The sequence below is a fragment of the bacterium genome (assembly GCA_026398675.1).
In the GTDB taxonomy this organism is placed as follows: Bacteria; RBG-13-66-14; RBG-13-66-14; order RBG-13-66-14; family RBG-13-66-14; genus RBG-13-66-14.
Window position 1 is genome coordinate 1 of record JAPLSK010000341.1, and the last position, 19,917, is coordinate 19,917.

The window sequence follows — 19,917 nt, forward strand, 5'->3', positions numbered from 1 at the left end:
TTCCCCCGTGCCGGTGGTGCAGCCCTGGAGCGACCTAATCAGCCGCGTGTACATCACGCCCGTCTTTGCCGACTGGTACGACTCCCAGGTCGTCATCCAGTCCCGGCACAACCCATACACCTGGGATACGGAGAGCTTCGATTTATCGGCCTCCTTCGCGATTTCCGGGGGCGGCGCCCGACCGCGATTGGAAGATAACGAGTACGAGGAAGCCACCGACGAGATTCCCGGCTACGAGCCCCTGGAGACCGAACCGCCCCGCGACGAGCTGGAGAAGCGCATCGAGAGCGGCTGGCGCGTCGGGCTCACCTACGACTACACCATGGCCCGCTCCGGCAGCCAGGACATCCACTTCCTCGGCATCCAGGCGATATTGAACCTCACCGGCAACTGGCGTCTGTCGTACACCACCTCGCTGGACATGGTGGGGGGGGATTTCGTCCGGCAGACTTTCAGTATCTACCGGGACCTGCGCTCGTGGGAGGCGCGGCTGCGGCTGGAGGAGAGCCGTGGGGTCATAACCGTTTGGTTCCTGGTGGACATCAAGGACATCCCCGACATCCGCATCGAGGGCCGCCCGAGCATCTATTAAAGCGTGAATGACAAATGTAGGGGCCGACCTTCAGGTCGGCCCGTTTATTTTATTTACCGCTGCCTGAAATGTAGGGCGGGGATTTTAATCCCCGCCGTTTTCACTTTCCGATATCTACCTACGGGATTAGATGGAACAAGGGGCTAAAGCCCCTTGTCTTTTCATCGTTTACGGCTCAGAAGTACGCCGGCCAGGGGGGGAGGCGCTTGAGCGGTCGCCGGAGGCCAGCGTCCAGCTCGGCCAGGCGGCGGGCGGTCCAGCACCGCTCCAATCCCAGGTCCGGCCCCGGCGCGAACCAGGTGCAAAGACCCCGGCTCAAAGAGGCGAGTGAAGCGGTCAGGAGGTCGCGGAGCGGCCAGTCGCCCTCTGCGGCCTCCTTGATATAGGAATCGGCGTAGAGGGTGAGCCACCTCGAATCCAGACCCCCGCCGCCCCGGACGGCGTGCATCTCCACCCGGGGGATGCGCCAGCGCACGGCGGCGAACTCGTCCGTGGCGGGGTTCGGGCACTCACCGCCCCAGGCGGCCACGGCGTAATCGAAACGGTAGGGTCGCCCCTCAAACTCGCCCTCGTGGCACAGGGCGTACTCCTCGGCCCCCAACGGCACGGCGCCGTAGGTATAGCTCAACCCCCAGAGATAACCCTTCCTCTCCCCAATCGCCTCTTCCAGGAGAAGCTGACAGACGCCGATTTCGCGGGCTATCCCCGTGGGGTCGAGTTTGGCCAGGTCGGCGTGGGTGACGGTGTGGTTGCCCACCTCGTAGCCGTTCTCGACCAGCCAGCGGAGCTTGGCCTGCCAGAGTTTTAATCTTCCCCAGCCGCGCCCCTTGGCGGACAGGCCGTAGCGCCCGCAGAACGCATCTAAAAGCCCCCATCGCTCCGGCTGGAAGAAGATGCCGTTCCCGCGCTCGTCGCGGGCGAAGATAAAGAAAGCCGCCCCGGAGCCGAACTCGGGATGCTCCCGCCGGTATTTCTCCAGGACGCCGACCGTGCAAAGGGGGTCTATCCGGCCGTCGGGCAGGACGCGGAACTGGCCTGAATCGGAATCGTCGAAGGTCAGCACGACGGGCCGCTTTCCCGTGGGCACGCGCGAGAAGTCGCCCCGGAGCAGCTCGGAGGGGTTGATGAGGAAGAATCCGGCCCGGCGCATGTCCTCGAGCTGCCGCTCGAAATCCCGCGGGGTGATCGAGTACCGCCCCCCGCGCTGGCCCATCTGGTGGTACATGAGGACCGGCACCGGCTTGGGCGCGACCGGCTCCGGCGGCTCGGTGAGCGGCCCGATAAGTGCGGTCCAGAGGAGGTAGAGCTTCAGAACGATGAACATCGAGACTCAACCGCGTTTTGCCGGGGCATAGCTCGCTTCGCTCGGTTAAACTCCTTGTCTACGATAATCGAGACTCAACCGCATTTCGCCGGGGCGCAGCTCGCTTCGCTCGGTTATGCGCCCGACGGGCGATTATACACCACCCCCTTCTTCACGCTGGGGATGGACACCCCGCCCGGCGGTCTGGTACACTAAAAATATCCTTAACGCCCGAGAGGTGCGGCTTGCGCGCTTTGAGATTTACCGGAGGCATAGCTCGCTTCGCTCGGTTTGCCCCCGTCGTCCTCGTCCTCCTCGCCGCGTGCGCGGGGCGTTTCGACGGCTGGGAGGCCCTCTCCCGCCCCACCGAGGCCCAGGTGCGCGACCTGGTGTCGGATGGGGAAAGCCTCTACCTCGCCACCTTAGGCGACGGCGTGTACTCCAGCTCCGACTGGGGCGTCACCTGGAGCCGGCTGGCGGGCACCGAGGGGCTGGAGGTCCACTGCCTGGGCTCGGCGGTCGGCGGGCTCCTCATCGGCACCGATTCGGGCGTGTACGTTTGGGACGGCGGGAAGTTGAGCCCGGCCGGGCTCGAGGGGCGGCCAATCTGGTCCCTGGCTTCGGGGGAGGACGGGACGTTCGCCGGCGGCGTGGGGATGGTTTACGCGCAGTCGGGTACCGGTTGGGAGGAGCTGTCCGGCCTGCCGGACGTGGCGGTCACGGCGGTCCTCGACGCGGCGGGCACCCTCTACGCCGGCACGCTCGGCGAGGGGCTGTGGGCGCTGCGTGAGGTTGCGGGGGAAGAGGGTGTTTCCCGGCGCTGGTTGCAGGTCGTGGGGACGCCGGAGTTGCCCCTGGACGCCGCGGAAGTCACCCTCTTGCGCTACGTCCCGGACACCGGGCGGCTCTACGTCGGCACGATGTGGGGCGGGCTCTACATCTCCGAGGACGGTGGCTTCTACAAGCTCCGCGGCCTCGACCCCGAGTTCAAGTACATCTCCGGCCTCGTCTTCGCGGGTGAGAGGCTCTTCGTCACCACCTGCGGCATCCGGGCCGACGGGCTCTACTCCGCCGACCCGGACGGTCGGAACTGGCGGCTGTGGCCCGATTCCCCCTACCCCGCGCGCGGGGCGCTCCTCCTCCCCGACGGGCGCATCCTCGTCGCCACGGAGCGCGAAGGGCTCTTTGCCGCCTACCCCCCGGAGACCGACCGCCTCAAGCCCGACGAGGGTGAAGAGTGATCCCGCTCAAGGACGACATCAAGCACCGCAGCTTCCCCTACGTCAACATCGCGCTCATCGCGATCAACATCGCCTTATTCATCTTCGAGCTCGTCATCGGGGACCGGCTCTCGCGGGTTCTCCAAGCCAACGCCTTCGTGCCCACGGATTACACCGTGGGCTTCGCCCAGGCCCTCGACAACTACGGCTTCCTGAAGCTCCTCTACAGCCCGTTCGTCTCGATGTTCCTCCACGGCAGCGTGGTCCACGTCGTGGGGAACATGCTCTTCCTCTTCGTCTTCGGGGACAACGTGGAGGGCCGGCTGGGCCACTTCCGCTACCTGGTGTTTTACGTCCTGTGCGGGCTCGTGGCCACGGCGGTCCACTTCCTCGCCAACCCCGTGAACCCGTACCCCATCATCGGGGCCTCGGGGGCCATCGCCGGTGTTTTGGGGGCGTACCTGATTCTGTTCCCCAAGGCGCGCATCCTGACCCTGGTGCCGCTGGTGATAATCTTCTGGGCCATCCGTCTGCCGGCCTTCGTCGTACTCCCCTTCTGGTTCATCACCCAGCTCTTCAGCGGCTGGCAGGCGATAACGGCGGAGATGGATACGGGCGTGGCCTGGTTCGCCCACATCGGCGGTTTCGTGGCCGGAGGGCTGTACCTCTGGTTCAATCGCCGCCGCTTCCGGCCCATCGAGCAGATGCCGGAGCCGGTCGCCGTGTTCGGCGACAACGACTAGCCCGGGTCGCGGTCACCCCGGAGGTAGGCGGCGATGTCCGCCGGCGTGTGGAGCTTCCCCTGGCCGATGCCCGGACACTCCCGCCCCTCCCGCTCCCAGGCCGCCCGGCTGACGAGGGTGTTTCGCCAGAAGGGGTAGGTGCGGCACTGTTTCGGGCGCACCGCGTAGACGGAGCAGAGGTCATCGGGGGTGATGAAGATGCAGTCGCCGTTGGGGTGCTCCAGGAGGGACCAGGCGCCGAGGCCGCACCGGCGGCAGTAACGGCGGCGGAACTCCTCCTCTTCGAGACCCAGGTGGGCGGCGATTATTTCCCTTTCCTTTACGTCAACAATCACGACGCCGGGCTCGCCCCGACAGCAGAACGCGCAACCTTCCCGACAACTGAATCGCACCCCGTCGGGGGAGTACCAGCGTTTCATTCCGGAGACCGCCTGTGAAAAAGTTTACGCCTCTCGTGCTGCTCTGTGCGCTCCCTTTCCTCGCCGGTTGTCGGGACGGGGACGGCGGGGAGTTCGCCCTCGAGGTTAGTTACGAGGGCGGTTACTCGTACGTGGTTCACGGGTCGTACACCCTAAAGCCCTCGGCCGACGGGGAATCGGTGGAGTTCCGGCACGAGGAGGTGGATATCCACGGCATCACGGTGGAGTACGGTAAAGTCCTGCCGCGTGCCGACCTGGAGGGAGTGTATCGCATTTTCGTGGACAACGACGTCTGGGACCTGCCCTCGAGCGATCTGGCGACCGCCACCGACCAGCACACCTACACCGTTACCGTCCGCTCGGGCGCGCGGGAGCACTCGTTCACCGTCTACGGTCCCCGCCTGCATCCCGACGGGCGCTACTGGAACATCATCTCGCCGCTCGTGGAGCTGGGCGACGAGCTCGCCCCGCCCGAGGAGTACGGCCTGTCCATGTGCGCGGAGGGCGGCCTGAGCAAGCTGGAGTACTCCCTCTACACGGTCCGGCTCCTGCCCGACCGGGCCGGTCTGGTCATCGAGGAGAAGGAGCGCCTGGGCGGGATGACGACTCAGGAACTGGAGGTTCCCCGCTCCGCCGCGATGCGGCTGTACCTGATCCTGGAGGAAAACGGCTTCTGGGAGCTGGGCGATTCCCGCGCCGCCGAGAAGACCGTCACCGACATCCCGACCTACACCCTCACCCTCGAGGTCGGCGATCACACGCACTCGTTCAGCGTCTATGCGCCGACATTCGACCCCGATCCGCGCTACGGCTCGGTGACCGGTGCCGTTTACGACTTCGCCTCGCAGGCGCTCGCCTCGCGGGCGGAGTGATTTGCCGGGGCGTTACTCGGTTTGCCGGGGGCATAGCTCGGTTCGCTTCATTTTGCCGGAGGCATAGCTCGCTTCGCTCGGTTTTCTACGTTACCATTGAGGGAGGATCATGCGCAAGCCGCTCTTTTGTGTCCTGATGGCGCTTCTCATCCTGACCGTTGCGGGCTGCCGCAAGGCGGGCCCCAACCCCGATGCGTACACGGACCGCGAACCGCTCCCGCAGTTCAAGGTCCACATGCGGGCCACCGGCGGATGGGACTACCAGGATATGAAGTACGTGGAGTGGACCATCGAGTACTCCGGCCGGGGCGACATCTCCTACGAGTACCTGTCGGAGAACGATCTGGGCCACATGGAACAAAAGGAAGCCCAGCTTCCGGCCTGGATGGGCTACGCCCTGTGGGATGATTTGGAGAAAAACGACGTCTGGGAGCTCGTGTCCGACGAGAGCGTCTCGATGGAGGGACACTCGACGTACGTTATCGAGTTGCGCCTGGGCGACCGCCGGAACGAGTTCAATATCTACGCCCCGGATTTCCACCGGGATAAGCGCTACCAGCACGTGGTCAAGGCCATCCAGGACTTCTATTGATCGGTCGAGAGTGTGGACAAAGAGGGTGCCGGGCACCCTCTTTTTTTAGGAATCCTCCGGCTCTACTCGGGGGCGATCCAGCCCACGTTGCCGTCGGCCCGCCGGTAGATGACGTTGAGCTTGTCGGTGCCGGCGTTGGTGAAGACGTAAAATTCCGCGTTCAGGAGGTCCATCTGCATCACGGCCTCGTCGAGGCTCATCGGTTTGACCATGTGCCGTTCGGTCTGAATGATCCGGCGCTCGTGCTCCTCGAGCTCGCCGGCGTCGGGCTCCAGGAGCTCGTGGGTCACGGCGGGGAGATCCTCCTCCTTCACGGGGGCGTGCCGGTGCTTGCGGCTCGCGAGCTTATCCTTGTACCGACTGACCTGCCGGTCTATCTTGTCCACGGCCTGGTCGATGGAGGTGTACATGTCGCCCGTCTCCCCTTCGCCGCGCATGTTGACGTTGTTGACATTGATGTTGACCTCGGCGCGGTTGCGGTATTTCTCGGCGGCCAGGACGACGTTGACGTCCATGACGCGGTCGAAGTGGCGGCGGATGCGGGCCAGCTTCTCCTCCAGATAGCGGTGGACGGCGTCCGAGACCTCGTAGTTCCGGCCGACGACGGAGATTCTCATCGTTGCCTCCAGCGGTTGGATTGGAAATAGTGCTCGGCCAGGTAGGAGCTGCGAACGAGGGGGCCGGCCGCGACGGTGGGAATCCCGATCCGCCGCGCCTTCTCCCCCTCTCCGTCGAACTCCTCCGGCCGCCAGTAGCGCGCCACGGGTAGCTGGTCCCGGGTCGGACGGAGGTACTGGCCGAGGGTGAGGATGCCGACCCCGGCCCGGGCGATATCATGGTAGACCCGCTCCAGTTCCGGTTCGTCCTCGCCCAGTCCCAGCATCAAGCCGGTTTTCGTGGTGAGCCCCGCGTCGGCCGCCCGGCGCAGAAGATCGAGCGACCTCGCGTAACGGGCGCCGGGGCGCACCGTGGAGTACAAACGGGGGACGGTTTCCAGGTTGTGGCCCAGCACGTCGGGGCGTGTGGAGAGAGCGGTTTCTATGGCCGCTTCTTCACCCTGGAAATCGGGAACCAGAAGCTCCACCCGCGGGACCGGCGCCAGGGCGCGCAGGGCCGCGACCGTTTTTTCAAAGTGCCCCGCTCCGCCGTCGGGGAGGTCGTCCCGGGTGACCGAGGTCACCACGACGTACCCCAGACCCAATCGCCGGGCGGCCTCGGCCACCCGCGCCGGCTCGTCCGGTTCCGGTTCTTCCGGTCTTTCGTGGGGGACGGAGCAGAAGCCGCAGCTCCGCGAACAGTTCTCACCCAGAATCATGAAGGTGGCGGTCCCCGAGGCGTAGCACTCGCCGCGGTTGGGACACCGGGCGCCCTCGCATACCGTGGCGAGTCCGAGCTCGGTAAGGGTGTGTCTGACCTCGCCCAGGCTTCCCGGTTTTTTCCGGGGAAGCCGCAGCCAGGTTGGAAGACGCTGGGCGTCGGAGCGGATCAAGCTTGAGTAAGGGGTTTAATGTTTAGACAAGGGGTTGAACCCTTGTCATAAGGGATTGCGTTTCGAGGCCGGAGGGATTCTCATCATGTTGCGGTACTTGGCCACCGTCCGCCGGGCCAGGACGAAGCCGTGCCACCACCTCCAAAGTCAGCGGTCTGAGACCCTCGAACCCGCCTGAAAGGAATTGGCGCTGGCGCTCGAAGATGGAGCGCGTTACGCGGAGGATGGTCCGCCGGCGCTCGTCTATGTTCTTTATGAACCAGACCGCCGAATTCACCTTGTCGCGGATGAAGGCCCGGGTTTCCCGGTCCGCCTCCCCGGAGTTCAATACGTTCCGGTAGTACCTGGAGATGCGCAGGCGGGGGATACCCCACTCGTTTAAATATACGCGAAAGTCGTCGCCTTGTTTCTCGACGAACACGTCGGGCCGGACATAAATGGTTCTATGGCCGGAGAAGTTGCGCGCGGGCTTGGGGTCCAGGGAGGCAATGAGGTGAACGGACTCGCGCACCTCCAGTTCGGTTGCGCCCAGGGCGCCGGCAATCCGCCGGTAGTCCCGCCGGGCGACGAGGGGGAGGTGATCGGCGACTATCCGCTCCGCCAGGGCGATAAGAGCGTCGTCGTTACCCGCCGCGGGGTCGGCGCCCCGGAGCTGGATGGTCAGGCACTCTTTCAGGGAGCGGGCTCCGACGCCGAGGGGGTCGAGACCGTGGACCCGCTCGGTGAGCACCCTCTCCACCTCCTCGACCTTGACCTCGGGCTTGAATTTCAGCCCCCCGGCCAGGGCCGCGAGGTCCACGTCGCGCAGGTAGCCGTCGGAGTCCAGGCTGCCCACTATCTCCTGGGCGATGGAGAGTTCGCGCTCGTCGGTGCAGTTCAGTGAAAGCTGCCAGTTCAGGTGGTCGGTGAGGGTGGTGGCGTTGGCCACGACCCGGTCAATGTAGGAGTCTTCCTCCTGCGTCTCCATGGGGCGGACCGAGCGGTAGACCATGGGGTCGTACCGGACGTGGGCCTCCCAGCCTTCCAGGTTTTCCTCGTGGTCTCCGCCGGTTTCCCCTCCGGAGGGCTCGCCCAGGGTTCCCTCCGCCTGGCCGTCCTGCCGGGGGTTCTTCTCGGGCAGGAAATCCCGTTGGGCTTCCCAGGCCTCGTCGCCGCGGTCCTTCGTGTTAAGGTCCGTGTCCGTGTGGTCCGCGCGCTCCAGGGGGTCCAGCGCCTCCAGGACTGGATTGGCTACGAGCTCCTCATCCACCCGCTCCTTCAACAGGAGCATCGGCAGGGCGAGGAGCTTGATGGCCTGCTGCAGCTTTGGCGAAAGCTTGAGCTGCAGTCGGAGTGAGTTCTCCAGAGTCAGGCGAGGTTCTTTGGCGGCCATTGCCTTGTTTCCTCGGGCGCGGTTGCCCCACCCATAGGTTTTGTCATTTTGCCAGGGGCATTACTTCGGTTCGTCGGGGGCGTTACTGCGTTTTACGCCTCTATCATCTCTTGAATGTATCTTTGGAGCTGGTTTTCCATGTCGCCGGTGAGGTTGACGAACCGCAGCCCGAGCCCGAAGACCATATCCCGGTTCGCCGCCGCCGGATCGTTCAGGGGGTCGTAGTTCTCGGAAAGCTGGACCACGCCGCCCTCGGAGACCTGCCGGTAGGCCCTGACGACCTCGGCTTCCACGCAGGCTATCTTGGCCACCTTGGGAAGGATGAAGGAGAGGGTGATGAGTTTTCCCAGCTCGATCTCGAAGGGGAGCTGGTCCTCGATGTTGACCTCAATGGCGATTCCCGTGCTGGAGATGGAGCGCACCCGGACCTCGCGGTGGCGTTGCGAACGTCGGCTGGAAAGTCCGGTGATGATTACGGCGTCCAGGTCAACCGGCCTGTGCCTTGGGGCTTTACGGCGTTCGACTGGGGAGGCCAGCGGTCGACTCCTGGTGTTGCGTCCCACTACAGTCCCGGGAATAGATGTGGCATAAGGCGATAGGGGCTTTTAGCGACCACGTCTTTGGGGATAACCGCGGCTTTTGCCGGAGGCATAGCTTGGTTCGCCGGGGGCGTAGCTCGCTTCGCTCGGTTTGCCGGATGCATTATTTCTCTCCCCCTTCACAACGGATAGAATAATACCAGTCAATAGTATACTCTACTTTTCCACTTCGGGCAAGCGAGGGCGTATTAATAAAGGCCAGGCGAACCTGGCCCTGACGTGTGGCGCGGCGGACGGGACTCGAACCCGCAACGTCCGGCGTGACAGGCCGGTGCTCTAACCGAATTGAACTACCGCCGCTCGTTCACGCCCTTCCGTTGGGGGTGGAATCCTCCCATGTGGTGGGCGGAACAGGGATCGAACCTGCGACCTCCGGTGTGTAAGACCGGCGCTCTCACCGGCTGAGCTAACCGCCCTCATTTTGCCGGGGGCATTACTGCGTTTCACTCGCGCGGGGCATTCTATCCCCCCGCCCCGGTGCGTGTCAAGGGCCCGGGTGGACGGGATACCCTTGACCTAAACGAAGTAACGCCCTTGACGAATCCCCTAATTATGCTGCTTTTCCCGGCGCTCCTTCCAGCGCATGAAGGTCGGCCGGTCCAAGTCCTCGTCCCTCAGGGTGGGGAAGTTGATCACCAGCCCGCGGTCCGTGGTCCCGGTGGCCTCGAACTCCATGGGAACGATCTCCCGCTCCTCCTCGGGCTCCGGTTTTTCCTCCGTTTCGCGCGACTGCGTCGTCTTCTTGGTGAAGCCGGTGGCGATGACCGTCACCGTCACCTGGTCCTGGAGCTCCGAGTTGACGACGCCGAAGACTATCTCCGCGTTGTCGTCCGCCGCCTCGCGGATGGTGTCCATGGCCTCGTTCACGGCGAAGAGGGGCAGGTCCGGCGATGCGGTGATGTTTACCAGCACCCCCATCGCCCCCTCGATGGATATGCCGTCCAGGAGGGGTGAGCTGACGGCGTTGCGCACCGCGTCATGGATGGCGGTCTCGCCGGTGCCGTATCCGGTGCCCATGAGGGCGTCGCCCATCCCTCTCATCACGGTGACCACGTCGGCGAAATCCACGTTGATCATTCCCGGCATGGTGATGATGTCGGAGATACCCTGCACCGCCTGGTGCAGGACATCGTCGGCCATCTCGAAGGCCGAGGTCATGGTGGTTCTTTTCTCCACCACGGCCAACAGGCGCTGGTTGGGGATGACGATCAGGGTGTCCACGTACTTCCGCAGCTCCATCAAACCGGCCTCGGCCTTTCTCGACCGCGCCGGCCCCTCGAAGGTGAACGGCTTGGTGACCACGGCGACGGTGAGGATGTCCAGTCCCCGTGCCAGCTCGGCGATGACCGGAGCCGCGCCGGTCCCCGTTCCGCCTCCCAGCCCGGCGGTGATGAAGAGCATATCGGCGCCTTCCAGGTAGAGCTGGATTTCGTCCAAGCTCTCCCCGGCCGCGTCTCGGCCGATTTCGGGCTGAGCCCCGGCTCCGAGGCCGTGGGTCAGCTTGGCGCCAAGCTGTATCTTGTTGTAAGCCGTGTTCTGCATCAGCGCCTGGGCGTCGGTGTTGGCCGCGATGAAGTCCACGCCAAGCAGACCGGCCTCAACCATGCGGTTGACCGCGTTGCCTCCTCCGCCTCCCACCCCGAACACTTTCAGGTTGGCGAAGGTCTGTTGCTCGGTATCCAAGAGCTCGAGCATGGTCTCTCCTTTTATCTCGCCGCGACAGCGAAGCCTTATGGTTTATGACTAGAAAAAGTCCTTGAGCCAGTTTTTCATCCGGGTGAGGATGTTGTCGAAGAGGGAGCCATCCTCGAGGTCCCGTCCGCCGAACTGCCTGCCCTCGGCGGCGTAGAGCACCAGACCCACCCCGGTGGAGAAGGCCGGGTCGTTCACCGAATCGTAGAGGCCCCCGATGGGGAGCGGGCTGCCGGTCCTCACCGGCCCGCCGAAAACGCGCTCGGCCAGCTCAACGATGCCGGGCAGCTTGCTGGCCCCGCCGGTCAGGACGTAGCCGGCGCGGTTCGTCTCGGCGTATTTACTCTTGGCGATTTCCCCCCGGGCGAGCTCGAAAATCTCCGCCATCCTCGGCTCGATGATGTCCGCCAGGTGGCGACGCGGCACCAGGCGCGGCGGACGGCCGCCCACGCTGGGCACCTCTATCATCTCGTCGGGCCCGACCAGCTCGTAACCGGCGGTGCCGTGGTCTATCTTGAGCTGCTCGGCCTGCTTCGTGGGCGTCCGCAGGCCGACGGAGACGTCGTTGGTGACGTTGTTCCCGCCCAGGGCGATGATCGAGCTGAAGCGCAGCGCGCCGTCTATGATCATGGCGATGTCGGTGGTCCCGCCGCCGATGTCTATGAGCGCCACGCCCAGCTCCTCCTCGTCGTCGGTGAGTACCGCCCGGCAACTGGCCAGCGGCTCCAGGACGATGTCGGCCACTTTCAGCCCCGCCCGCTGCACGCTCTTGACGATGTTCTGCACGCTGGTGACCGCACCGGTGACGATGTGGACCTCGGCCTCGAGCCGAACCCCGCTCATCCCAATCGGGTTCTTTATCCCGTCCTGGTCGTCCACGATGAATTCCTGGGGCAGGACGTGGATCACCTCGCGGTCCAGGGGGATGGCGATGGCCTGGGAGGCGTCTATAACCCGTTTGACGTCCTGCTCGCGGATCTCGTGGTTCTGCCCCGAGACGGCGATGACGCCCCGGGAGTTGAAGCTCTTGACGTGCCCGCCGGCGACCCCGGCGTACACGCTGGTGACCTTTACGTCGGCCATCAGCTCGGCCTTCTCGATGGCTCCCGTGATGCTCTGGACGCAGTCGTCTATATGGATGACGACCCCGCGGCGCAGTCCCTGAGCCGGCGAGGTGCCCACCCCGACTATCTCGACCCCGGTTTCGGCCAGCTCGGCGATGATCGCGCAGATTTTGGTCGTGCCGATGTCCAGACCGACGACGGTCTTTCCAGTCTGCCCTTTTCCCACAATCCCTCCCTATGTGCTTGGGGGATAGCCGCGCTAGGTCGCGGTCGGCAAGGGGTGGAACAAGGGGTTTAAACCCCTTGTCTCTCCTTGTCTTCTTCTATCACCCGGTCCGGTATCGGGAGATTATCTGTCTTTCGTATCGGGCGTCCAGCTCGGTGAGGCCCCCCTGGCGTTCTCTGGTGTATACCGCCTGCAGAGCGGCCAGCGTGGACGGCGCGGTTTCCAGGGGGAAGAGAACCCGGGTGCCGTCGGCGAGCAGACCCTCGAGGTGGTCCGTGTGCGGGCGAATTTCCACCAGCTCGTCGTAGAGCGGGAGGGCCTGGCGCTGCATCTCGGCGCACAGGCCGCAGGCGGCCAGGATGACTGCGTCTTCGTAAGGTTCCAGCTCGCCCTTACGCACAACCTCGTAACCGGTCACGACCGGCAGATCGAACACCGCCCCGTCTCCCCGCCCCGCCTCACTCTCGCCGTACATGGGCAGCACGGTGCCGTTACCGGCCAGAAGCTGCAACGGTCCCTCGGCCAGGTAGCAGGCCGGGGTCCGCTCTATCACGCGGACGACCAGCTTGTCGGGGTAAACCTTGTCTATTTGGACTTGGGCCAGGTACGGGTGACGGGAGAGGCGTTGCACGATTTCGTCGGTGTCCAGGGAGAAGAGGTTCTCCCCCATGGGCAGGAGGCTTTGAATCTGGGCGTCGGTCACGACGGTGTTCCCCTCCACCGCCACCTGTTTCAGGCCGAAGGCGTCGGAGCGCAGGTAGAGGAATCCCGCCACGCCGATAAAAGCGAGGACCGCCACCCAGGTGACGCGCTTCGCCGGGGGCGTAGCTCGCTTCGCTCGGTTCGCCCGGCGGCTGAGCGCCTGGTGAAAGCCGTCCCCTTTGTCCTGGTTTTGCCGGAGGCATAGCTCGCTTCGCTCGGTTCGCCGGGGGCGTAGCTCGCTTCGCTCGGTTTGCCGGGGCATTACGCGGTTTGCCGGGGGCATAGCTCGCTTCGCTCGGTTCGCTTCGTTTTGGACGAAGGTGTGGTGCCGCATTTAAAATTCTCCGATACGACGGACCTCGGTCCGGAGCCGGAAGCCGAAGGTCTCCTCGACGGTTTTCTCCACGAGCTCGATGAGCGCGGTGAAGTCCGCCGCCTTTGCACCGCCCCGGTTCACCATGAAGTTGGAGTGCTTGTCGGATATCTGGGCCCCGCCGATTCTCTTCCCGGTCAGCCCGCAGGCGTCCACGAGCCGCCAGGCCGGCAACGGGGATGCCCCGCGCTCCTCCAGGGCCCGGCGGGAAAATCTCGCGCCCAGGGCGGACTCCAGCTTTTCGTACTTGAGGTCCATCCCCGGCTCCCAGGAAAAGTTCTTGAAGACGCTGCCGCAGTTAGGCCATTCAAGTGGGTGCTTCTGTTCCCGGTCGGCCATGCGCGCCAGGCAGCGCTTCCGAATCTCGCGGGGGTCCCCATCGTCCAGGACGAACTCCGCCCGGACGACCGCCGCGCCCGGCGGCAGGTCGGCTCGGCGGTACCCGTACCCGATCTCCCCCCCCAGATAGCGGTGGAGCTCGCCCGATTCGAGCACGGCCTCGATCCAATCCACTCGGGGCCAGACATCGGTCCCGTAGGCTCCGGCGTTCATGGCCAGCGCCCCGCCCACGCTTCCCGGGATGCCGTACAGGTCCTCCAGCCCCCCCAGGCCCAGGTCGCCGAGGCGGTCGAGGAAGGCCTGGAGCCGGACGCCGGCCGCGACCGTGCAGCGCGCGCCGTGGGCCTGCACCCCGTCGTCCTCGAACCCCTCATTGATCAGGAGCGCCAGACCCCGGAAGCCGCCGTCGCCGACTAAAAGGTTCGTCCCCCGGCCCATGACCAGAACCGGGGTTCCCTCATCCACAGCGGCGATGAGCGCCTGGGAGACATCGTCGGCGGTGCGGGGCCTCGCGAAGAAATCCGCCGGACCGCCCACCCGGAGCCCCGTGTGCCCGGCGAGCGGCTCGTCGGTCAGCACCGGCATCCCGATTTCCGTCAGGCTGACTGAGAGCGGGTTCAACCTCTCTCCTCCGCGAGTTTTTTTACGATGTCCCGGGCGGTCTCCCAGATGTTGCCCGCCCCGAGCACCAGCACGAGGTCGTCGTCGCTCACCATGCCGGCCACGGCTTCGGGTATCTTCCGGCGGTCACGGATGAAGGTGACCTCATGGTGACCGTGCTCGGACACCCCCTTGGCCAGCGCCTCGGCGCTGACGCCGGGAATCTCGGGCTCGCCGGCGGAGTAGATGTCGGTGATGATCAGCCGGTCGGCCTGGTAGAAGCAGCGCAGGAAGCGGTCGAAGAGCGCCTTGGTTCTGGTGTACCGGTGGGGCTGGAACACCGCCACGATTCTACGGTCCCAACCGGTCCGCATGGCGTCCAGTGTGGCGGCGATCTCCGCCGGATGGTGGGCGTAGTCGTGGATGACGGTGATATTGCCGATGTGGCCGACCACCTCCAGGCGCATCTCGATTCCCTTGAAGGAGCGCAGGCTCCCGATGATGGTCTCCGGTGCGACGCCGATCTCGAGGGCCAGCGCCGCCGCCCCCAAGCTGTTCAGGACGTTGTGCCGGCCGGGGAGGTTCAGGTCCACCTCGCCCAGGAGCTCCGCCCCCCGGTAGAGCTTGTAGCTGGCGCTCATCGGCATCAGCCGCACCTCACGCCCGATGACGTCGCACTGCGCAGTGAAGCCGTAAGTGATGTAGCGCCGCTTTAGCTCCGGCAGAATGCCCTGCACCACGGGGTCGTCCAGGCAGACGATGGTGGCGCCGTAGAACGGCACCGAGTTGGCGAATCGGACGAAGGAGGCGCGGATGTCGTCCAGGTCGGAGTAGTAGTTGAGGTGGTCCTCGTCTATGTTGGTCACCAACGCGTAAGCCGGCGAGATTGCGAGGAAGGTGCCGTCGCTCTCGTCGGCCTCGACGACGAAATAGTCTCCGCCGCCCAGGCTCGCGCCGGTTTTGCCGGAGGCATAGCTCGCTTCGCTCGGTTCGCCGGCCCGCCCGTTCCCGTTGGACAGGGTCTTTGAGGTGAGGGCGTTGAGCTTGCCCCCGATGACCGCCGTGGGCTCCAGGCCGCCGTCGGAGAGGATGGTGTAGATGAAGCTGGCGGTGGTGGTTTTCCCGTGGGTGCCGGCGACGGCGATGGGGTATTTAAGCCGCATGATTTCGACCAGAATCTCGGAGCGTTTGATCACCGGGATGTTGTATTTCCTGCCGGCGACCACCTCGGGGTTGTCGGGGGCAATCGCGGTGGAGACGGCGATGACTCCGGCTCCGATGACGTTCTTCTCCGAGTGGCCGATGGTGATCCTGGCTCCGAGGTCCGCGAGACGCTCGGTGGCCTTTCCGGCCCTCAAATCCGACCCGGACACCTCGAAGCCGAGGCTAAGGAGAATCTCGGCGATGCCGCTCATCCCCGCGCCGCCGATGCCCACCAGGTGTACCCGGGTTATCCTGCCCAGCATGAGGGTCATCGGAACCTCCGTGCGATCGCTTTTGGGGCAAGGGGTTTAAACCCCTTGTCTCCATTTTACCGGGGCATTACTCGGTTTGCCGGGGGCATAGCTCGCTTCGCTCGGTTCGCTTCGTTTCGAGGGCCAGTTCCGCCGCCCGCCGTGCCGCGTCGGGCCGCGCCTGCCCCTTCATGGCCGCGGACATCCTTTGACGTAGCGCGCCGTCGGCGACCAGACGTTCAACCTCTTCCACCAGCCGTTCCGCGGTCAGCTCTCGGTCCCCGATGACGACCGCCGCACGGGCCCGCTCGAAGAAGCGGGCGTTGGCGGTCTGGTGGTCCGCCGCGGCGTAAGGGTAAGGTACGAGAATGGCCGGCAGACCGAATAGAGCCAGCTCGAAGACGCTCCCCCCGGCACGGGCGATTACGAAATCGGCCGTAGCCAGGGCGGGGCCGATGGGGTCCAGGTAAGCGGTCACGAAGGCCCGCAGCCCGGATTCCTCCACCGCCCGCCGCACCGTGTCGCGGTCGTCCCCGCCGGTCTGGATTATCATCTGCAACCCGCCGATGGCCGCTAGCCTTCCGGACGCCTCCGCGACCGTCCGGTTGACGGATCGGGCCCCGGCGCTCCCGCCTAGGACCAGCCCCGTCACGCGGCCCGGGTCGAGACCGAAGGCGGCGTGGTCGGGTGAGTACGAGGCGAGATCGGCCCGCACCGGGTTCCCTGTCACCCGCACCCTGGGCGAGGCCGGTCTGGCCCGCCTTCCGGAAAAAGCAACCGCGGCCGCCGCGCTCAACGGTCCCAGCACCCTGTTGGTGAGCCCGCAGACGGCGTTCTGCTCCAAAAGCATAATCGGCACACCGTGGCCCCGCGCCGCCAGGGCGACGGGAAAGCCTTCATAGCCGCCGCAGCAGACGACGAGGCCGGGCCTCATCCCGCGCATCAGTTCCGCCGCCTTCGCCGTCCCGATAAGATTCATCAATACGCCCGCAATCAGCTGTAGGGGGTTCGCCTGATAGATGGGTGCCGCCGGCACCTCGTGGTAAGGCCACCCTCTTTTATCGCACTCCCGTTTCGGCAGGTCGAATCCGGCGCCGCAGAAGGCTATTTCCGCGTCCGGCTCCAGTTCCCGCAACTGTTCGGCCACCGCGAGCCCCGGGTAGAGGTGACCGCCTGTCTTTCCCCCGGCGAAGAGGAACGGTTTCATCCTCCACCCCCATCATGACCATCTCCGCCATCGGTAGGTCGAAGACCTCCGGCGGCGGTCGGCGGGATTGTACACGCCGAGCCCCTTGAACGTCTCGGCGTGGCTCAACCTGTGCTTTCCCACCGAGTAGGCCGGGCCGTGCGCCGGGGCGGATGGTCGGACGAAGAACATCTTTCTCCGGGCGACCGGCGCCTCACCCCCGGCCTGGACGGTGACCGTCTCGGCGCTCTGCCTCGCCACGCCGGCCAATACACCCATTGCCGCCAGGGAGACGATGAGCGAGGTGCCGCCGTAGCTCACGAAGGGCAGCGGCAGGCCCGCCGTCGGAAGAAGAGCCGTCACCACGCCGATGTTCACGATGGCCTGCACCCCGAAGAGTGCGGTGATGCCGGTGGCCAGTAGCTTCCCGAAGGGGTCCGAGCATCGCATGGCGGTTCTTATCCCCAGGGCGACGAGGAGCCCGAAGAGCGAGACGACCAGGAGCGACCCGAAGAGGCCGAGCTCCTCGGCCAGAATCGAAAAGATGAAGTCGGTGTGGGCCTCGGGCAGGTAGAAGAGCTTCTGCTGGCTGGCGCCCAGGCCCACGCCGGTAAGCCTGCCCGAGCCGATGGCCAGCAGGCTCTGCACCGCCTGATAGCCCTCCTCGTTGGAGACCTTCCACGGGTCTACGAAGGCCGTGATCCTCGCCCAGCGGTAGGGCTCCAGATAGATCGCCAGGACCGTCAGGGGGATCAAGACGACCAGGGTCGCCAGCACGTGGCGGGTGGGCACCCCCGCGACCCAGAAGATCACGTATCCGGTGATGAAGAGCATCACCGCCGTCGAGAGGTCGGGTTGGATCAGCACCAGGCCCATGGCCGCCACCAGGACCGCCAGCGACGGCAGGAGGCCGTGCTTGAATTCGCTGAGCCGGTCGCGCTTCCGGGTGAGGGTCTGCGCCAGATACAGAATCAGAAACAGCTTGGCCAGCTCGCTGGGCTGGAACGAGATGAAGCCCAGGGACAGCCAGCGCCTGGCCGAGTTGGCCTCCTCGCCCAGGTTCTGCGTGAACACGAGCCCCAGCATTAAGAATGTGAGGAGGAGCAGCGGTTTGGTCCACCTCGCGATTTTCTGGTAGGGCAGCCGCCAGAAGAGGAACATAAGGGCCAGGCCGGGGATGAGCTTCCAGAGCTGTTGGGTCAGGTAGTAGCTCGGGTCGCCGTGGGCCGCCCCCAGAACCTGGCTGGCGCTGCCCACCATCAGAAGACCGATGAGGACCAGGGCGGCGGTCACCCCGAACAGCTGTAAATCTGTGCGGCGAAGGTTCAACTTACTCCGACGCTCCATCTGGCAAGGGGTTTTCCCGGGGGGCCCATATAAAACCCCTTGTCTCCTTTTCGAGGGCCTGTGACTGGACCCAAGTCCGTGGGTCTCACTGTCGCTCGTCCACCGACGGCACGGCTTGCCGAACGGCTCGCCGAAGGTGCAGGACCTGCTCGGTGACCTCCGCCCGGGTTGACGACCTCTGGGGCAGCGGTGAGTCCAACAGGAAGGTCAGCTGGTTCTCGTCGTCCTGCAGGAAATGGGTATCCTTGGGGGGGTTCATAGGGACCTCGCTTGTGCCGGAACTTTAGTGTCACAGGGGGGCGGCCCCCCATCCCTTTTTTAACGCATTTTGAGGGTCGAAATCGCTATAAGGGCGAACAGAGCGGCGATGATCCAGAAACGGGTGATGATCTTCGATTCCGACCATCCCTTCAGCTCGAAGTGGTGGTGTAGGGGAGCCATCCTGAACAGGCGCTTCCCTTCGCCGCCGGGCCCTTTGCCCTTGGTGAGCTTGAAGTACCCGATCTGGAGCATCACCGACAGGCCCTCGATGACAAAGACGCCGCCCACAATGAGAAGGAGCAGCTCCTGCTTGCAGAAGATGGCCACGGTGCCGATGGCCCCGCCCAGGGCCAGCGAGCCGGTGTCTCCCATGAAGACTTCCGCGGGGTGGGAGTTGAACCACAGAAAGCCCAGGGCCGCCCCCACCAGGGAGGTCATGAAGATTGTCAGCTCGCCGATGTCGGCCAGGTGCGTCACGTCGAGGTATTTCGCGAACACGGCGTGTCCGGCGACGTACACGAAGACCACGTAGGCCAGCCCGGCGAAAAGCGTCGTGCCGATAGCCAGGCCGTCGAGCCCGTCGGTGAGGTTTACCGTGTTGGACGTCCCTACGATGACCAGGGCCACGAAGGGGATGTACCCCCAGCCCAGGTCTATCTGGGCGTCCTTGAAGAAGGGGATGGTCAGAATCGTCGAGTGCGCCGGGTCCAGCGGCCAGAAGTAGAGGATGCACCCCACCGCCAGGCCGAGGACCGCCTGGCCGATGAGCTTGTACCTCGCGATGAGCCCCAGGGGGCGCTTTTTTATATTCTTCAGGTAGTCGTCGGCGAATCCAAGGGCGCCCAGCCCCAGCGTGACCGCCAGGACCATGAGCACGTACCGGTTCGTCAGATCGGCGAAGAGGAGGGTCGGCACGGCGATGGCGAGGAGGATGATCAGGCCGCCCATGGTGGGCGTGGTCTGTTTAGCCTTGTGGGACTCGGGACCGTCCTCCCGCGTGACCTCGGTCATGTGGAGCTTGGCCAGCTTGTTGATGATGGGCTTGCCGAAGATGAAGACCACCAGTATGGCGACGATGGAGGCCGCCGCCGCCCGGAAGGTGATGTATCCGAAGAGGCGGAGGAAGCCTATCTTGTCGGCCAGGGGTGCCAGAAGATGGTAGAGCACCGGTATCCTCCTCGGCCGGTATTACTACGGCTCGATGTACCCCTCGAGTGCGTCGTCCTCGAGCAGGAGGTCCAGACGCAGGGCCCGGCTGGCCTTGACCAGAAGCACGTCGCCGGGTCGGAGTACGCGCGTTAATATTTCTTGAGCTTCAAGGCGGTCGGCCGCCGTGTATATTTCCCCAAGACCATTTTCCCGCGCGCCGCGGGCGATGTCCTCCGCGAACACCCCCACGGCCACGAGCACATCAATCCCACGCGCCGCCGCCTCGGCCCCCACGCTTTCGTGGAGCCGTGGCGCCGTTGGGC

At 65.0% G+C, this 19,917-nt stretch carries 22 protein-coding genes and 2 tRNA genes; 6 read left to right on the plus strand and 18 right to left on the minus strand.

The features are described from left to right. The coding region (locus tag NTW26_10025) for a hypothetical protein (GenBank protein MCX7022588.1) at positions 1 to 592 on the plus strand (592 nt) is incomplete at its 5' end. A gap of 175 nt (positions 593 to 767) precedes the next feature. Here NTW26_10025 and NTW26_10030 read toward each other — a convergent pair. Continuing rightward, positions 768 to 1,916, minus strand: a complete 1,149-nt coding sequence (locus NTW26_10030; protein MCX7022589.1) for a polysaccharide deacetylase family protein — start codon at positions 1,914 to 1,916, stop codon at positions 768 to 770. 54 nt (positions 1,917 to 1,970) lie between these two features. On the opposite strand from NTW26_10030, the gene NTW26_10035 reads away from it, so the two are divergent. The 3 genes from NTW26_10035 to NTW26_10045 are packed head-to-tail and all read left to right on the plus strand — an operon-like array spanning position 1,971 to position 3,858. Beyond that, complete coding sequence (locus NTW26_10035) at positions 1,971 to 2,111, plus strand: hypothetical protein (protein MCX7022590.1); 141 nt, start codon at positions 1,971 to 1,973, stop codon at positions 2,109 to 2,111. A gap of 38 nt (positions 2,112 to 2,149) precedes the next feature. Further along, positions 2,150 to 3,136 (plus strand): hypothetical protein, encoded by a 987-nt coding sequence (locus tag NTW26_10040; protein ID MCX7022591.1) that lies wholly within the window; start codon positions 2,150 to 2,152, stop codon positions 3,134 to 3,136. Continuing rightward, a complete protein-coding gene (locus NTW26_10045; protein ID MCX7022592.1) occupies positions 3,133 to 3,858 on the plus strand; it encodes a rhomboid family intramembrane serine protease in 726 nt (241 codons plus the stop codon). Before NTW26_10040 ends, NTW26_10045 begins: the two co-directional genes overlap by 4 nt. Here NTW26_10045 and NTW26_10050 read toward each other — a convergent pair. Next, positions 3,855 to 4,277: a YkgJ family cysteine cluster protein gene (locus tag NTW26_10050; protein MCX7022593.1), complete on the minus strand. Its 423-nt coding sequence runs from the start codon at positions 4,275 to 4,277 to the stop codon at positions 3,855 to 3,857. The two genes, NTW26_10045 and NTW26_10050, sit on opposite strands and share 4 nt — an antisense overlap. A 14-nt stretch (positions 4,278 to 4,291) precedes the next feature. Here NTW26_10050 and NTW26_10055 point away from each other — a divergent pair, with 14 nt between their 5' ends. Both NTW26_10055 and NTW26_10060 read left to right on the plus strand, forming a co-directional pair. Next, positions 4,292 to 5,149, plus strand: coding sequence for a hypothetical protein (locus NTW26_10055; GenBank protein ID MCX7022594.1), 858 nt, complete (start codon positions 4,292 to 4,294; stop codon positions 5,147 to 5,149). A gap of 109 nt (positions 5,150 to 5,258) precedes the next feature. Further along, positions 5,259 to 5,741, plus strand: a complete 483-nt coding sequence (locus tag NTW26_10060; GenBank protein MCX7022595.1) for a hypothetical protein — start codon at positions 5,259 to 5,261, stop codon at positions 5,739 to 5,741. A 62-nt stretch (positions 5,742 to 5,803) separates the two neighbouring features. Here the strand turns inward: NTW26_10060 and raiA are convergent, their stop codons facing one another. The 16 genes from raiA to NTW26_10140 form a co-directional block, all read right to left on the minus strand. Further along, positions 5,804 to 6,358 (minus strand): ribosome-associated translation inhibitor RaiA, encoded by a 555-nt coding sequence (raiA, locus tag NTW26_10065; GenBank protein MCX7022596.1) that lies wholly within the window; start codon positions 6,356 to 6,358, stop codon positions 5,804 to 5,806. Next, positions 6,355 to 7,230: a lipoyl synthase gene (gene lipA, locus NTW26_10070; GenBank protein MCX7022597.1), complete on the minus strand. Its 876-nt coding sequence runs from the start codon at positions 7,228 to 7,230 to the stop codon at positions 6,355 to 6,357. Before lipA ends, raiA begins: the two co-directional genes overlap by 4 nt. Positions 7,231 to 7,252: 22 nt before the next feature. Next, the gene (locus NTW26_10075; protein MCX7022598.1) at positions 7,253 to 8,602 is read right to left on the minus strand and encodes a hypothetical protein; all 1,350 of its coding nucleotides are present in this window, start codon (positions 8,600 to 8,602) and stop codon (positions 7,253 to 7,255) included. 92 nt (positions 8,603 to 8,694) lie between these two features. Further along, positions 8,695 to 9,165, minus strand: coding sequence for a PilZ domain-containing protein (locus tag NTW26_10080; protein MCX7022599.1), 471 nt, complete (start codon positions 9,163 to 9,165; stop codon positions 8,695 to 8,697). A 258-nt stretch (positions 9,166 to 9,423) separates the two neighbouring features. Next, positions 9,424 to 9,501, minus strand: a tRNA-Asp gene (locus NTW26_10085). Between the two features lie 39 nt (positions 9,502 to 9,540). Then, positions 9,541 to 9,617, minus strand: a tRNA-Val gene (locus NTW26_10090). A 130-nt stretch (positions 9,618 to 9,747) separates the two neighbouring features. Continuing rightward, a complete protein-coding gene (ftsZ, locus tag NTW26_10095; protein MCX7022600.1) occupies positions 9,748 to 10,896 on the minus strand; it encodes a cell division protein FtsZ in 1,149 nt (382 codons plus the stop codon). Positions 10,897 to 10,944: 48 nt separating this feature from the next. After that, complete coding sequence (ftsA, locus tag NTW26_10100) at positions 10,945 to 12,183, minus strand: cell division protein FtsA (GenBank protein MCX7022601.1); 1,239 nt, start codon at positions 12,181 to 12,183, stop codon at positions 10,945 to 10,947. A gap of 100 nt (positions 12,184 to 12,283) precedes the next feature. Further along, positions 12,284 to 13,147 (minus strand): FtsQ-type POTRA domain-containing protein, encoded by an 864-nt coding sequence (locus tag NTW26_10105; protein ID MCX7022602.1) that lies wholly within the window; start codon positions 13,145 to 13,147, stop codon positions 12,284 to 12,286. A 72-nt stretch (positions 13,148 to 13,219) separates the two neighbouring features. Further along, positions 13,220 to 14,218 (minus strand): UDP-N-acetylmuramate dehydrogenase, encoded by a 999-nt coding sequence (murB, locus tag NTW26_10110; protein ID MCX7022603.1) that lies wholly within the window; start codon positions 14,216 to 14,218, stop codon positions 13,220 to 13,222. Then, positions 14,215 to 15,663: a UDP-N-acetylmuramate--L-alanine ligase gene (locus tag NTW26_10115; protein ID MCX7022604.1), complete on the minus strand. Its 1,449-nt coding sequence runs from the start codon at positions 15,661 to 15,663 to the stop codon at positions 14,215 to 14,217. The genes murB and NTW26_10115 overlap by 4 nt, the downstream gene beginning before the upstream one ends. A 76-nt stretch (positions 15,664 to 15,739) precedes the next feature. Then, positions 15,740 to 16,858, minus strand: coding sequence for an undecaprenyldiphospho-muramoylpentapeptide beta-N-acetylglucosaminyltransferase (gene murG / locus NTW26_10120; GenBank protein ID MCX7022605.1), 1,119 nt, complete (start codon positions 16,856 to 16,858; stop codon positions 15,740 to 15,742). Positions 16,859 to 16,870: 12 nt separating this feature from the next. Continuing rightward, complete coding sequence (gene ftsW, locus NTW26_10125; GenBank protein MCX7022606.1) at positions 16,871 to 18,166, minus strand: putative lipid II flippase FtsW; 1,296 nt, start codon at positions 18,164 to 18,166, stop codon at positions 16,871 to 16,873. A 103-nt stretch (positions 18,167 to 18,269) separates the two neighbouring features. Continuing rightward, positions 18,270 to 18,443, minus strand: a complete 174-nt coding sequence (locus tag NTW26_10130; GenBank protein MCX7022607.1) for a hypothetical protein — start codon at positions 18,441 to 18,443, stop codon at positions 18,270 to 18,272. A 59-nt stretch (positions 18,444 to 18,502) separates the two neighbouring features. Continuing rightward, on the minus strand, positions 18,503 to 19,612 hold the full coding sequence (gene mraY / locus NTW26_10135) for a phospho-N-acetylmuramoyl-pentapeptide-transferase (GenBank protein ID MCX7022608.1): 1,110 nt from the start codon (positions 19,610 to 19,612) through the stop codon (positions 18,503 to 18,505). Positions 19,613 to 19,636: 24 nt separating this feature from the next. Beyond that, a partial coding sequence (locus NTW26_10140; GenBank protein MCX7022609.1) for a UDP-N-acetylmuramoyl-tripeptide--D-alanyl-D-alanine ligase occupies positions 19,637 to 19,917 on the minus strand: 281 nt, incomplete at its 5' end.